Annotated in this window: 10 protein-coding genes and 1 pseudogene; 4 read left to right on the plus strand and 7 right to left on the minus strand. The window is 44.4% G+C overall.

Annotation, left to right across the window (positions count from 1 at the left end):
- Positions 1-55: 55 nt before the first annotated feature.
- Complete coding sequence (gcvT, locus tag AB4167_RS09965; protein WP_372136473.1) at positions 56-1,189, minus strand: glycine cleavage system aminomethyltransferase GcvT; 1,134 nt, start codon at positions 1,187-1,189, stop codon at positions 56-58.
- Positions 1,190-1,636: 447 nt separating this feature from the next.
- On the minus strand, positions 1,637-2,260 hold the full coding sequence (locus tag AB4167_RS09970) for a helix-turn-helix domain-containing protein (RefSeq protein ID WP_017059847.1): 624 nt from the start codon (positions 2,258-2,260) through the stop codon (positions 1,637-1,639).
- Between the two features lie 440 nt (positions 2,261-2,700).
- On the opposite strand from AB4167_RS09970, the gene AB4167_RS09975 reads away from it, so the two are divergent.
- The 3 genes from AB4167_RS09975 (at position 2,701) to gcvP (ending at position 7,393) form a co-directional block, all read left to right on the plus strand.
- Positions 2,701-3,993, plus strand: a complete 1,293-nt coding sequence (locus AB4167_RS09975; RefSeq protein ID WP_171732595.1) for a serine hydroxymethyltransferase — start codon at positions 2,701-2,703, stop codon at positions 3,991-3,993.
- Between the two features lie 51 nt (positions 3,994-4,044).
- A complete protein-coding gene (gcvH, locus tag AB4167_RS09980; protein WP_004730871.1) occupies positions 4,045-4,425 on the plus strand; it encodes a glycine cleavage system protein GcvH in 381 nt (126 codons plus the stop codon).
- A gap of 88 nt (positions 4,426-4,513) precedes the next feature.
- On the plus strand, positions 4,514-7,393 hold the full coding sequence (gene gcvP, locus AB4167_RS09985) for an aminomethyl-transferring glycine dehydrogenase (RefSeq protein WP_372136474.1): 2,880 nt from the start codon (positions 4,514-4,516) through the stop codon (positions 7,391-7,393).
- Positions 7,394-7,732: 339 nt separating this feature from the next.
- Here the strand turns inward: gcvP and AB4167_RS09990 are convergent, their stop codons facing one another.
- A complete protein-coding gene (locus AB4167_RS09990; protein ID WP_372136475.1) occupies positions 7,733-8,551 on the minus strand; it encodes a DUF2971 domain-containing protein in 819 nt (272 codons plus the stop codon).
- Positions 8,552-8,958: 407 nt separating this feature from the next.
- On the opposite strand from AB4167_RS09990, the gene AB4167_RS09995 reads away from it, so the two are divergent.
- Positions 8,959-10,341 carry an MATE family efflux transporter gene (locus AB4167_RS09995; RefSeq protein WP_136982775.1) on the plus strand — a complete coding sequence of 461 codons (1,383 nt, stop codon included), beginning with the start codon at positions 8,959-8,961 and terminating at the stop codon, positions 10,339-10,341.
- Between the two features lie 95 nt (positions 10,342-10,436).
- Here AB4167_RS09995 and AB4167_RS10000 read toward each other — a convergent pair whose 3' ends face one another.
- The 4 genes and pseudogenes from AB4167_RS10000 to AB4167_RS10015 form a co-directional block, all read right to left on the minus strand.
- Positions 10,437-10,979 carry an MSHA biogenesis protein MshA gene (locus AB4167_RS10000; RefSeq protein ID WP_206361188.1) on the minus strand — a complete coding sequence of 181 codons (543 nt, stop codon included), beginning with the start codon at positions 10,977-10,979 and terminating at the stop codon, positions 10,437-10,439.
- Positions 10,980-11,416: 437 nt separating this feature from the next.
- Positions 11,417-12,271, minus strand: a pseudogene (locus tag AB4167_RS10005) (DUF1214 domain-containing protein); the annotation flags it as partial.
- A gap of 226 nt (positions 12,272-12,497) precedes the next feature.
- The gene (locus AB4167_RS10010) at positions 12,498-13,361 is read right to left on the minus strand and encodes a delta-class carbonic anhydrase (protein WP_136982778.1); all 864 of its coding nucleotides are present in this window, start codon (positions 13,359-13,361) and stop codon (positions 12,498-12,500) included.
- Positions 13,362-13,717: 356 nt separating this feature from the next.
- The gene (locus AB4167_RS10015; RefSeq protein ID WP_029235242.1) at positions 13,718-14,179 is read right to left on the minus strand and encodes a hypothetical protein; all 462 of its coding nucleotides are present in this window, start codon (positions 14,177-14,179) and stop codon (positions 13,718-13,720) included.
- Positions 14,180-14,302 lie beyond the last annotated feature (123 nt).

The raw sequence follows: 14,302 nt of genomic DNA on the forward strand, positions 1-14,302 counted from the left end.
AAAGAGAAGCAAACAATAGGCTTTCATTTAGCTTAGTGGTTTCTCTTAAAAGAGATTAGCCACGATAGTAACGCTGAGGTACGAATGGCATTTTTTCTACTGTCATTGGTAGCTTCTTGCCACGAACTTCAGCGAATACTTTAGTGCCAATAACCGCTAGGTCAGTACGAACGTAAGCCATAGAAACAGGCTTGCCCGCGTTAGGACCCGCAGTACCACTTGTTACAACGCCAATCTTGTTGTCTTCAGCATCGAACAGCTCAGCGCCTTCACGTACTGGTGCTTTAGTCTGACCAACAAGACCAACACGCTTGCGTTGAACGTCTTTAGTCGCGATTTGCTCAAGGATGATATCAGCGCCAGGGAAACCGCCTGCACGTTCACCGTCAGTACGACGCACTTTTTGGATACCCCATAAAAGGCTAGCTTCTACCGGCGTTGTTGTTGTATCTAGATCGTGACCGTACAGACATAGACCACACTCAAGACGAAGTGAGTCACGAGCACCAAGGCCAATCCACTCAACTTCAGCTTCTGAAGTTAACTTACGTGCTAGTGCTTCAGCGTGGTCGTTCGGTACTGAGATTTCGTAGCCATCTTCACCGGTATAACCACTGCGGCTTACGATGCACTCTACGCCGTCGATCTCGACTTTTTGAACATCCATGAACAGCATGTCTGCAACGCTTGGTTGGAAACGAGCCAGAACTTCAGACGCTTTCGGACCTTGAAGTGCTAATAGAGCGCGGTCATCAATCACTTCCATTTTTACGTCTGCAGGAAGGTGAGCCGTTAGGTGGTCGATATCTTGTGTTTTACACGCCGCGTTCACAACAACAAATAGGTGATCGCCAAGGTTAGCGACCATAAGATCATCCATGATGCCGCCCTGTTCATTAGTAAAGAAGGCGTAGCGCTGCTTACCAGAAGGCAGGTCGATAATATCTACTGGAACCAGAGATTCTAAAACAGCGGCTGCATTTTCACCGTGTAGACGCAGTTGCCCCATGTGAGAAACATCAAAAAGACCAGCAGCGTCACGAGTGTGTAAGTGCTCTTTCTTTACACCTAGTGGATACTGAACTGGCATGTCGTAGCCAGCAAAAGGAACCATTTTTGCGCCGACTTCAACGTGAAGTGCATGCAGAGGTGTTTTTAGTAGGTCTTGATTAGCGTGTTCTTGAGTCATTTTATTCTCCATGAAGCGTTGCAGGCTTTCCAAATCGAATCTGCCGCTTATATCTCTATTTAGAGTCGCCTCTAACGATATGGGTTAACGTTAGAAACAGTAGATAGTAAAAAGTGATGTCTTCTATATAGGCTTTTATTACTAGCGATATAAAAAGAGGCTTTTGTATAAAAGCTATACGACTCACTTTCTAAGAATTCACTTCAGTAAACTTCAATCAACATGAGTAAACCGTGTTCACTATAGTAAACAAGCCTGAGTCAGTTTTACACCCTTAACAAGATTAAAACAGCTCAAAATGTGATATTTAACAATTTAAAAACAACTTTCAGTCGCATACAAAAACGCGATATTGATGCTTTTCACACCAACATCGCGTCTTTTGGCAAACGTTAGAAACAAAAGCAAACGTTTGCATTCACTATAAGAAATTCTAACTTTGTTAACTTATTTTGCAGTCACCCACAAAATCAGTGCATCTTCTGTACTAGTAGAAATCAACATATGCCCCATGTTGGCGTCGTAATACATGCTGTCACCTTCGCTCATGGGTACCGGCTCATAGAATTCTGAGTAGAACATCACATCACCAGAGATCACCATCAAGAACTCCTCACCATCGTGGCGAACCCAATCGTTATACTCTTCAAAGGTGCGTGCTCTCACTCGGCTCTTGAACGGCATCATCTTCTTATTCGAAAGTTCTGTCGCGAGCAGTTCATGCTCGTAAGTCGGAGTTGGGTGAGGTTTGCCCTGACCTGCTTTAGTTAAGTCACGACGTCCTGTGGCAACCTTTTTTCTTGGTGGCTCAAAGAGTTGCGGCATATCAATTTGCAAACCCATAGCCAATTTCTGCATCGCTTGGAACGTCGGTGAGATTTGTTCGTTCTCGATTTTACTCAGCGTAGAGCGCGCCAAACCAGTACGTTGGCTCGCCTCTTCTAACGTAATGCCCAGCTTGCTGCGGATATCTTTAATACGCTGGCCGAGCCTAAGTGGTTCGATATTCTGATCTAACGTCTCTTTCGCCAACGTTAAAGATGGGTACTCATCATAAATGTCTTCTGACATAGGTCCCTCATTCATTTCTTACTTCCTGTCTATTGATTTCATTGTTGCATGAAGCGCTTTGTTGATTAAAGAGCACACAGGGAAATAAAGCGTGCTCCCTGTAGCAAAACGAGAAAATCTGTTTCCTATTGGAAATTTTTGTTGAAAATTGATTTTATCGGAGCTATGTTATCGACTTGTTAGATGAAGAGATGCTACTTCAGCTTGCAGCAAGTGATAGATTTAACATTTGTAAGAGCTGTTTTTTACCCGAAATTTTTGGGAACCAATTCGTGCTGCATTGACCCTACAACGATCGCTTTGACGCTATGGTCGTATAAATAAGAAGCAACGCACTATTTATACACCTATATAACGCAAACGATACCGATGCAGAAATCAACGTAAGACCTAATGGACTATAAAAACAATCACCATTAGCTTAATGAAAGGTCTCGACAATGAACGCTTATCAAAACCATAGCTTAGACAGTTTTTTCTCTACGAACCTATCTGCGACTGACGACGCAGTATTTGCTGGAATCCAAGCAGAGAACACTCGTCAAAACGAACAAATCGAACTTATTGCTTCTGAGAACATCGTTTCTAAAGCAGTAATGCAAGCTCAAGGCACTTGCCTTACCAACAAATACGCAGAAGGCTACCCAGGTCGTCGTTACTACGGTGGTTGTGAGCACGTAGATACAGTAGAAGCTATTGCGATTGAACGTGCTAAACAGCTATTCAAGTGTGAATACGCGAACGTACAACCTCACTCAGGTGCTCAAGCGAACGGCGCAGTTAAACTTGCCCTACTTCAACCTGGCGACACTATCCTAGGTATGTCTCTTGACGCTGGTGGTCACCTTACGCACGGTGCACGCCCTGCGCTTTCAGGCAAATGGTTCAACGCAGTTCAATACGGCGTAGACCGCGACACTCTTGAAATCGATTACGAAGCGGTACGCGCTCTCGCTATCGAATGCCAACCTAAAATGATTATTGCAGGTGGTAGTGCTATCCCACGCGTTATCGACTTCGCTAAATTCCGCGAAATCGCTGACGAAGTTGGCGCTATCCTTATGGTAGATATGGCACACATCGCGGGTCTTATCGCGACAGGTGCTCACCCTAGCCCACTACCACACGCACACGTTGTTACAACAACAACGCACAAAACACTTCGTGGCCCACGCGGCGGTATGATTCTGACGAACCACGAAGACATCAACAAAAAGATCAACTCTGCAGTGTTCCCTGGCCTACAAGGCGGCCCACTCATGCACGTTATCGCGGCTAAAGCAGTGGCGTTTGGCGAAGCACTTGGCCCAGAATTTAATACTTATATTGATTCAGTGATCGACAACGCAAAAGTTCTTGCTGAAGTGTTGCAAACTCGCGGTTGTGACATTGTGACTGGCGGAACAGACACGCACCTAATGCTGGTTGACCTTCGTCCTAAGGGCTTGAAAGGTAACGTAACTGAAGAGGCATTAGAGCGTGCAGGGATCACATGTAACAAAAATGGCATACCATTCGACACAGAGAAGCCTATGATTACTTCGGGTATTCGTTTAGGTACGCCAGCTGGAACCAGTCGTGGTTTTGGCACTGAAGAATTCAAACTTATCGGTGAATGGATCGGCGATGTACTTGATGGCTTAGTTGAAAGCCCTGAAGGCAACGCTGAAGTTGAGCAACGTGTTCGCAAGCAAGTTAAAGAGCTTTGCAAACGCTTCCCTCTTTATCGTTAAACCGTTTTTAAGATTTAAATTAAAACCTCATAAATTTTTGGAGAATAAGCAATGGACAATACACTAAAGTTTGCAGACAGCCACGAATGGGTAAAAGACAACGGTGACGGTACTGTGACTATCGGTATTTCTGAGCACGCTCAAGAGATGCTAGGTGACGTTGTGTTTGTTGACCTGCCTGACACTGGAGACGAAATCGAAGCTGGCGAAAGCTTCTCTCTAGTTGAATCAGTGAAAGCAGCTTCTGATATCTACGCACCAATCTCTGGCGAAATCGTAGAAATCAACGAAGAATTAGAAGATAGCCCAGAGTTAATTAACGAAGAATCTTATGAAGGTGGTTGGATTGTTAAAGTGAAGATGTCTGATGCGTCTGAACTAAACAACCTTAAAGATGCGGAAGAATACCTAAGCTCTATCGAAGAAGACTAATAGGTTCCTCATTACGATAAAGCTGCTCTTTGGAGCAGCTTAATTTTAGGGGCTAGCTCACGGCTCCAAAGAGAAAGTAGAACATATCATGACTGAATTACTTCAAAGCCAATTACTAAAAGACTTGGGTACTCAAAACGAGTTTGTTGCTCGTCATAACGGCCCAAATAAAGCAGACCAGCAGAAAATGCTTGAAGCGATCAACGCGACTAGCTTAGACGCTCTGATCGACGAAACGGTTCCTGCACAAATCCGTCTTGAAAAACCAATGACACTTGCTGCGCCACTGAGCGAAATGGACATGCTGACCTCTCTTAAAGAGATCGCTAACCTAAACCAAGTGAAACGTACTTTCATTGGCCAAGGCTACTACAACACATTCACTCCAAACGTTATTCTACGTAACGTTTTAGAGAACCCAGGCTGGTACACAGCTTACACACCATACCAACCAGAGATTTCTCAAGGTCGTCTTGAAGCTCTACTCAATTACCAACAAATGGTAATGGACCTAACCGGTATGGAAATCGCGAACGCATCCCTTCTCGATGAAGCGACAGCGGCTGGCGAAGCTATGACACTGTGTAAGCGTGCTGGCAAAAGCAAGAGCAAAGTATTCTTCGTTGCTGACGATGTTCACCCTCAAACACTAGAAGTTGTTAAAACTCGTGCTGAGTACATCGGTTTTGAAGTAATGGTTGGCGCTCTTGAAACACTTCCAGAGCAAGACGTATTTGGTGCATTAGTTCAATACCCTGGTACAACGGGCGAAGTTCGTGACCTAACAGACATCATTGCGAAAGCTCAAGCAAACAAAACTCTAGTAACCGTTGCTACTGACCTACTCGCATCTGCTCTACTTAAGCCTGCTGGCGAAATGGGCGCAGACGTAGTAATCGGTTCAGCACAACGTTTCGGCGTTCCTATGGGGTACGGCGGTCCACACGCTGCATTCATGGGTACTCGTGAAAAGCATAAGCGTACAATGCCAGGTCGTGTAATCGGTGTTTCTATCGATACTCACGGTAACCAAGCACTACGTATGGCAATGCAAACTCGTGAGCAACACATCCGCCGCGAGAAAGCGACATCGAACATCTGTACAGCTCAAGCACTTCTAGCAAACATGGCGTCTTTCTACGCGGTTTACCACGGTGCAGAAGGCCTACGTACTATCGCTCGTCGTACACACCACATGACAGCTATCCTAGCGGCTGGCCTGACTAAAGCGGGTTACGAGCTAACAAACAACAGCTTCTTCGATACCATCACAATCAACTCTGAAGAGAAGACAGATGCACTGTACGCGAAAGCACAAGCAGCAGACATCAACTTGCGCCTTCTTAAAGGTAAGATCGGTATCAGCTTAGATGAAACAACCACAGTCGACGACGTGAATGCCCTATTCGCTATCTTCGACGTAAAAGAAGACGTTCAAGCGCTATCTTCTGACATTGCATCAAATGAGTTTGCGGCAATTCCAGAAAACTGCCGTCGTGAATCAGAGTTCCTAACTCACCCAGTATTCAACACGCACCACAGCGAAACGCAAATGATGCGTTACCTAAAACAGCTTGAGAACAAAGACTTCTCTCTAACGCACGGCATGATCCCACTGGGCAGCTGTACGATGAAGCTGAACGCTGCTGCTGAGATGATTCCAGTAACATGGCCTGAGTTTGGTTCAATTCACCCATTCGCACCTCTAGAGCAAGCGGCTGGTTACACAGCACTAGCGAAAGATCTTAAAGAGAAGCTATGTGAAATCACTGGTTACGACGATTTCTCACTACAGCCTAACTCTGGTGCATCTGGTGAATACGCAGGTCTAATCGCGATTCAACGTTACCACGCAAGCCGCGGTGAAGGTCACCGTAACGTTTGTCTGATTCCTAGCTCTGCGCACGGTACTAACCCTGCAACAGCATCAATGGTTTCAATGAAGGTAGTGGTTGTTAAGTGTGATGAAGATGGCAACATCGACATGACAGACCTAGCAGCGAAAATCGAGAAGCACAAAGAAAACCTATCAAGCATCATGATCACTTACCCTTCTACGCACGGCGTATACGAAGAGCAAGTGAAAGAAGTGTGTGAACAAGTACACGCAGCGGGCGGTCAAGTTTACCTAGACGGCGCGAACATGAACGCTCAAGTAGGCCTAACTTCACCTGGCTTCATCGGTTCAGACGTATCTCACTTGAACCTACACAAAACATTCTGTATCCCACACGGTGGTGGCGGTCCGGGTATGGGTCCTATCGGCGTTAAATCGCACCTAGCACCTTTCCTACCAGGTCACATCGAAAACGGTGTACAAGGTTCAGACTACGCGGTTTCAGCTGCAGATCTAGGTAGTGCTTCAATCCTACCTATCTCTTGGGCTTACATCGCTATGATGGGCGAACCTGGCCTAACAGACGCAACGAAAGTAGCGATTCTGAACGCGAACTACGTGATGGAAAAACTACGTCCTCACTACCCTGTTCTTTACCGTGGCACTAACGGACGCGTAGCGCACGAATGTATTATCGATATTCGTCCACTTAAAGAAGACACAGGCATCAGCGAAGAAGATATTGCTAAGCGTCTAATGGACTTCGGTTTCCACGCACCGACTATGTCTTTCCCAGTAGCTGGCACGCTAATGGTAGAGCCAACTGAATCAGAAGATTTAGAAGAGCTAGACCGTTTCTGTGAAGCGATGATCGCAATCCGCCACGAAATGGCAGCAGTGAAAAACGGTGAATGGCCACTAGACAACAACCCTCTAGTGAACGCACCGCACACACAAGTTGATCTAGCTGGCGCAGAATGGGATCGCCCTTACTCTCGTGAACTTGGTTGCTTCCCATCGAAAGCAACGAAGAACTCGAAGTACTGGCCAACAGTTAACCGTGTAGACAACGTATACGGCGACCGTAACCTAATCTGTTCTTGCCCAAGCATCGACAACTACGAAGACTAATTCGTAGCGGCACTAAACAGCAAAACATAACAAAAGGCGAACCAAATGGTTCGCCTTTTTGTTTCCTGAAATTCGACGTAAACAAATGCATTGACCTTACCGTAAGGTAAAGGTTTAAGGTGACATGAAATCCACGACGAATTAGGAAACGATTATGGGATGTTGCAATAAAGCGCCAAAAGGTGGAGCCCCTCTTGGCCTGCTTCTAAAAGTCACGCTTGGAATTGGGCTTTTTGTGTTTCTGCTGGCTTTGTGGCAGTAGGAAGCTTATACGGCTCTAGGTTTAAAGGTGTAATAGATAGCGCCAAGTTGATATTGGCTCTACAGTTGTTTGTTAGCTTACAACTCTACAGGCATAAGATCCCACGTTTGTGCGTCAGGCTCGCACTTGAATACCCTACAGCCAAATGACTTCAAGAAATCGAGATCATCCTTAACGCGTTGTTCATGTGCTCCCTCTTCGATGCGAGCAACATTGCGGTATACATTAGCTCCAAGGTAAATTTCTTTAATACCTGACTTTGGGACTTTATAACAAAACAAGGGTTGTCCTAGATAACTATTTCTAACCTTATTCCACCTGCCATCATTTGTCAGAAACTGATCTTCCTTAGTGTGATAGCCAAACTTAAAATCGGTAAGGCTTTTTATGACACGAACTTCTTCTTCATAACCCCACTCTAATGATTTATATAAAAATGCTTGCTTTAAATAGTTCTTAATCTCAGGACTGAAAACCGTCGAAGTTCGTAGTTCATCTAGATGCTTTTGAGATGGCACACCATTTAAGTCTTTATTTTTTGTACTGACATAAATTATCTCACCTAATTGAGCAGGGATTATAAATTCTTGGTTTGAAGTAAGCCCACATTCTTCAGCATCAATACCAATCACAACCCCTCTATGACTATCCCCATAGTGCGACCACATTAGAGAGTTGAGAGGGTTTCTAGTTAACGATGACACCGCATATTTTCGCGAAAAATGCCCTTTGAAAACTCGAACAGCATTACGTGGTGAAATACTACCTGTGGCAGAAAAACCAAAATTTGTCCCCTCAAACGGGTCATTAAGATCCTCTAACCCAGTGAAACCGAGCGAGAGATTCTTAAGCATGAGGATTGCGGAGTTAAAAGACATATATTTATAAAGCATCATACTATTACTACTCAGTTGATATTTTCAATTGTATACAGTTATTAGACCGAAACATTCCCCATTTAAATACAGAATGCTTCTATCTAGTTCTTTATGCCACCAATTGTACTAGCCTTTGTCTTTCCATAACAATCACTTATACCGTCACCTTAGTGATTAGCGCGGCAAATATAGAATTTACCCGTCTAGTATGATTTCCACTAAATCATGAACTTACGTGCGTTAGACCCGTGTTGTAACCATCAGAACCTATCCGTACCTCGGAGTAAGTGAAACTCTATAAAGCCAATGCTTGACCCTATACGGTAAGGTGTTTATATTGTCGCCCGTCCAACGGGGCACATCCTAAAATGCACACCGGCCATCCTGCCATCACTGGTGCATTTATATTGGTGTTTTGAACTTCCATGCTAACGAAACTTCGTCCTTTTACTCGTGAATCGGGTGCGCTTATGCATCTTTCGATTCCAATCATTTTGACTCAAATAGCTACCCAAGCGATGGGATTTGTCGATACGACAATGGCTGGCCAAGTAAGCCCTGCTGATCTTGCCGCTATTGCACTTGGCACCAGCCTTTGGATTCCTGTGTTGCTGCTACTGCGTGGCGTGATTATGGCGTTAACGCCTGTTGTCGCTTACCACCGCGGCGCACGTGACTTTCAAAGTATCTCTGTTGAATTCTTCCAGATGGTTTGGTTGGCATTAATTGCTAGCGTACTGCTTATCGCTTACTTGGTGAGTGCGAAACCGATCTTAGAATGGATTGGCGTAGCCGCTGAGATCATTCCAATTGGCAGTGACTATGCGTTTGCCCTAGCCTTTGGTGTACCGGGTATTGCCCTGTTCTACACCTTGAACGGCTTCTGTGAAGGTATGAACAACACCAAAGTACCAATGATCATTTCTGTGGTTGGTTTGTTGGTGAATATTCCGGTCAACTACGTGCTTATTTACGGTAAGTTCGGCTTCCCTGAAATGGGCGCTGTGGGTTGTGGCTGGGCGACAAGCTTAGTGTATTGGCTAATGTCGGGAATGCTCTATTCCTACATTAAAGGTCATCACCACTACAAAACCATCATCAGCTTTGCTGACGCTAAACCAAAAGCAAAAGAGATGCTTCACCTTCTTAGGTTAGGTTTACCTATCGGTATGAACATCGCGGTATGTGGCAGCATCTTTGCGGTAATCGCATTGATGATTGGCCGTATTGGTGCAGAGAACGTGGCAGCCGCACAAATTGCACTTAACATATCGAGCCTAACTTACGTGATTCCGATGAGTATCTCTTTTGGTATTACGATTCGTGTTGGGCACGCTTTGGGTGAAAAAGATGAACTTGGCGCGATTGAACGCAGTAAAGTCGGTATCTTGGTTGCAGCGTTGATTTCATTGCTTTCAGTAGCGATGTTCCTGCTGTTCCCTGAGTGGATCATTAGGCTTTACACAACCGACCCTACAATAAGCGCGACAGCAGCGGTATTGTTGACCTTTACGGCGATGTACCAATTCAGTGATGCTCTGCAAACCTCTGCAAATGGTGCTCTGCGTGGCTATAAAGATACCAAGATCCCGATGATCTTAGCTATCGCTTCATACTGGGGCTTAGCGTTACCACTGGGTATGGTGTTGGGCTTAACAGACCACATTGTTCCAGCAATGGGTGAAGAAGGCTTTTGGATTGGTATTCTAACGGGCTTGAGTGTGTCAGCCGCTCTGATGCTACTTCGCTTACGTTACGTGATTAAGAAGCGTGACTTGCCACCAGCAGATGCGGTAACAGCAAATTAAGATAAACCAATAAACTGATACAAAAAAGCGTGTTACTGCCATTGCCGATAACGCGCTTTTTATTCGAAGTCTTAAAATCAGTTACAGGGTTCGGTTTAACAATTGTTGTTTACAATACGAACTGTACACTCACATCCTTCATCAGGACATTGGCTGCCATTTGTTCGGCCAAAAGAGTCATAAAGAACAAAGCAACCTTGGCGCGTCTCTAGATCCGCATCCGTTATGTTCGTACTATCTAATTCAGCTTGGGTAAAGTCGTATTCATACCCGATCACAGTGTGTCGATTACCAAAATCAGAAGTTAAGCTGTCATCATCTGATAAGGTCATAAAATCGATCATCGTCAATTTGTCGCCCGACTCCCCTCGGCTTTCCGGACAAAGTGTGCCCCAGTCAACCTCAACACTACCGATACCAAAATCGATCACATAGTTGCTCTGATCACCTGGGTTTGTTGCGTCAGGATCAAGCCCTGCGATAATAGCTTTAGAGGTTACTTGTGTGATCACCCCTTCCATTGCACCCGCAACACCTTCAAGCACCGCTTCTCTCGCTGATTCTTGGATATTAAGAAACCTCGGCGCTGCCGTTACAGCAATAATACCGAGTATCACGATGACAACGATTAATTCCATTAACGTAAAGCCGCTTTTCTTCATAACACCCGCATCTTTTGATAACTTAAATATTCAATAATCCAATGAATTACCTATAACTATACACCTCAAATAGGACTCATAACACTCCACGGCTATCGCTTTTTATAACGCTGGTTGTGGTATTTGTTCCCTTTAGAGGCTGAAAAGGTAACTGGAAGCGTTATCACATAAGGTGTCAGCGGGTTTAAATTCGATCAAATGCGTGGTGCAACTGAAAGTATCGATGGAAGAAGGTTTAATTGATTTATTTGAACTGAGGCTCGCTGCGTATAATCAAAGTTAGACCATTTTTGAGTCGCCCTTTGTGTTTCTACACTTAAGAAAGCAAGAAATGAAATAGAATCCATAAAAAAGCGCGTTATTGCCATTTGGTAATAACGCGCATCTATAATCGTTGTACGACTATCGCAACATTAGTTCACTGCTTTCACGTAAGGAAGCACTCGGAATCCATCACGTACTTTTTGGCTTGGAATGTAATGACGGAAAGCTAAGTTAAACACACCAGAATCGTTTTCTGTTTTGATGTTGTTTACTGCATCATCACCACAACCAAAGCTTACGGTGTAAGTGCCGTCTGCATTTTTCTCAGCCGTGTTTGAGCTAACGTTCGCCACTTCACCAAACATGAAACCTTGCTTGTTGTAGACCGTTACCGACCAAAACGCTTGGTTTTTAGGGTCATCAAAGGTCGCCTGATGACAAGTGTCTGCTAGGAAGTTACCTGAGACTTCGTAAATATTGTCATCTAACTGCGCGCCACCCCAATCGATAGCCGCACCCACTGCGTACTTCTCTTTGGTAAACATCTCTTTTGAAGCATCTTCAGGGCTGGTAAACATACCAAACGTCGCTTGAGCGCCATCTCGCTTAAGTATTGTTGGCATTTCCATCTTAAGGCTCGTCTCTACCTCTTCAAAAGATTTCTCATCCACTTGCATAGCAGTAAACTCGCCATCCGCTTTTGCATCAATGCTCATTTTATCTTGGATTTCATGAACTTCATTTTTCGAGAATGTCGCGTCGGTACGAACAATGACGTAAACGTGATCACCGCTATGAGTAGAAAGATCAAACGTACCTGAACCGTATTGCATTGGCTGAATGCGGTGATCTTCAGTAATCACTTCCATCGACATGTACTTGCCTTCAGGGATCTCAGGTAACGTGACGGTCGCCCCCTTTGATACATTAATTGCTGCCATTGAGTAGTAGGTGTCTCGGTTCATTCGAACCACATCCTGTTCATCTGTTGGCGTTAGCTCGCGTTACGTTCCTCTCTTTGATTAAAACACTTAACGACACCAATAAGTTTAGATCCAGCCGAGAAAGCTGTTGTTCGATAGTCATCATAAGACATGCATCTGAGTAATATCACTCGTTAAATAATTGCACCATTGTGACTAACAAACAAGTCTCTGTTTAAACGATGGCATTTATATCCAACTAAAAAGGCGAACCCATCGCCTTAATCATTTTGTTCGCCAGAATCGTTTAGTCGTTACGAATGGGTGATAACAACTCAGGGTTAACCACCAAATTTCTCACACCGTGGGCGTGATCTTCGTTAAAGTCATTGCCTTCACACCAGCTACCTACTGTCGCGATATTTACTTTCGCGACTTGTGGTCTAACGCTCCATGTTACTTGGAAAGGTGAACCTTGCTCATTATAACCAGGACCCGTTGTAGAGCCTGCGTATTGGATCGCTGAGCCCGTATCTTGTGGGATGTTTGGTGCTTGGTGTAAGCCGTTCACTTTTGAATGTTTAGCGAGCGCTTCAAAGTCGGGTGCTTTGTCGTCATTCACTAATACGTAAACTTGGGTTTCTACACGCAGTTGCGGGTTGGTAATCGCATCGTTAAAACAAGCACCCAGTGTTTCACCCGGTTCAACTTGCGCCGTTGAATAAACATAGTGAACTTCAATGGTGTCACCCGAATGCAAAGAACCATGCTCGCTCGGACAAACCTTGCCCTCAAATGGTTTCAGCTCAGCAGAACTCAGCTTGCCTGTGTATTTAAAGCCACTCTGGAATCCCTTACCATCACCGTTACCAGCGTATTGAGTAAACTCTCCACCTTTATGCTCAGCATTTTTATGGAAGTGAATATTACATAAGTTCATCGCTGTTGAATCAGGGGCATCCGAGAACAGCCTAGTATTTGTACCTTCTAATGAACCCAAATCTCTTGGAGCTTGCGGTCCAAAACCTTGTCCTTGGGTATTTTCAGAAAGCTTTGCTCTTTGTTCTGCGATAACACCATCTGATACAGACTCATGGTTCGCGTCTGATGCACTTGCATGAGCTGACAACATCACCAATGCGGCACTTAAAAACACACTCTTATTCTTCATTTTTCTTCCCTAGAATATTGATAACTAAACCCAAACCGACTTAACAGCAAACATCTTACTATGCTCATAAGTGAATATAAGGCTTATCTTTGTAAGATTAGATTTCATTGCTTACTTTGGGATGAGTATTAGAACCCTTGATGCATATAACAAGTCAAACAGGGTAAATTCGGCGACTCCCTTCCAGAACGAATAATTTCCTATTTACGTTAACCGTCGCCTGACTCAGCGCTCAGATAAGTGAGCACGATTCTTAGGAAGAACGGTGGCCAGATTTAGAAGATCAAAAAAGGCGAACCACTTGGATCGTCTTCACGTCTCATTTTATCTATTGGTTTGCTTTCTTGGTTGACGGTTTAACCGTTACCGGTGGCAAATATCCCAAACGTCATGACGTTCAATGCATCTGTCACGCCCTCTAGTGATTTAATCACCGTCTTAGTCGGTTTATTATGACGAATAAAATAGCTTCCGATGCCTTTTTCACCGCCACTCTTAGCATCGCTTTCAGTTGTTTCTGTCGCTTCTATTTGAGAAGGCTCCACTGATTCTGGCTCTGCATTGGCGTGAGCTATCGTGTCTTTATTTGAATCAAGGTTAGTGAGTGGTTGATGATTAACGATTGAATCATGGGAAGAATCAACGCTGGTCTCAGCGTTTGTATCCTTTGAAGTCTCGAGATTACTCTCTCCCTCTATACTTTTCGACATAGCGTCTTCGTTGCTCAATGTCTCGTCGTCTAGCTGATGATTACTCGTTGAAGAACAGGCTGTTAAGAAGAACAGGCTAACGATGAATATGAGTAAGTTTCTCATCATAATGATAAAGCACGAATTAATGAAACATTGTTCGATTGTATTTTATTTGGCTGACGACATCCAGTGATAAGCGGAGTAAACACGAACAGTCACGGTCTTGAAGAGTAAACAAAAGCGTACGGG

The sequence above is a fragment of the Vibrio sp. 10N.286.49.E11 genome (assembly GCF_041469505.1).
Taxonomy (GTDB): domain Bacteria; phylum Pseudomonadota; class Gammaproteobacteria; order Enterobacterales; family Vibrionaceae; genus Vibrio; species Vibrio crassostreae_C.

Coding starts and splice junctions, on each gene's coding strand:
- gcvT (WP_372136473.1), bottom strand. CDS start 1,189: ATGACTCAAGAACACGCTAATCAAGACCTACTAAAAACACCTCTGCAT.
- AB4167_RS09970 (WP_017059847.1), bottom strand. CDS start 2,260: ATGTCAGAAGACATTTATGATGAGTACCCATCTTTAACGTTGGCGAAA.
- AB4167_RS09975 (WP_171732595.1), top strand. CDS start 2,701: ATGAACGCTTATCAAAACCATAGCTTAGACAGTTTTTTCTCTACGAAC.
- gcvH (WP_004730871.1), top strand. CDS start 4,045: ATGGACAATACACTAAAGTTTGCAGACAGCCACGAATGGGTAAAAGAC.
- gcvP (WP_372136474.1), top strand. CDS start 4,514: ATGACTGAATTACTTCAAAGCCAATTACTAAAAGACTTGGGTACTCAA.
- AB4167_RS09990 (WP_372136475.1), bottom strand. CDS start 8,551: ATGATGCTTTATAAATATATGTCTTTTAACTCCGCAATCCTCATGCTT.
- AB4167_RS09995 (WP_136982775.1), top strand. CDS start 8,959: ATGCTAACGAAACTTCGTCCTTTTACTCGTGAATCGGGTGCGCTTATG.
- AB4167_RS10000 (WP_206361188.1), bottom strand. CDS start 10,979: ATGGAATTAATCGTTGTCATCGTGATACTCGGTATTATTGCTGTAACG.
- AB4167_RS10010 (WP_136982778.1), bottom strand. CDS start 13,361: ATGAAGAATAAGAGTGTGTTTTTAAGTGCCGCATTGGTGATGTTGTCA.
- AB4167_RS10015 (WP_029235242.1), bottom strand. CDS start 14,179: ATGATGAGAAACTTACTCATATTCATCGTTAGCCTGTTCTTCTTAACA.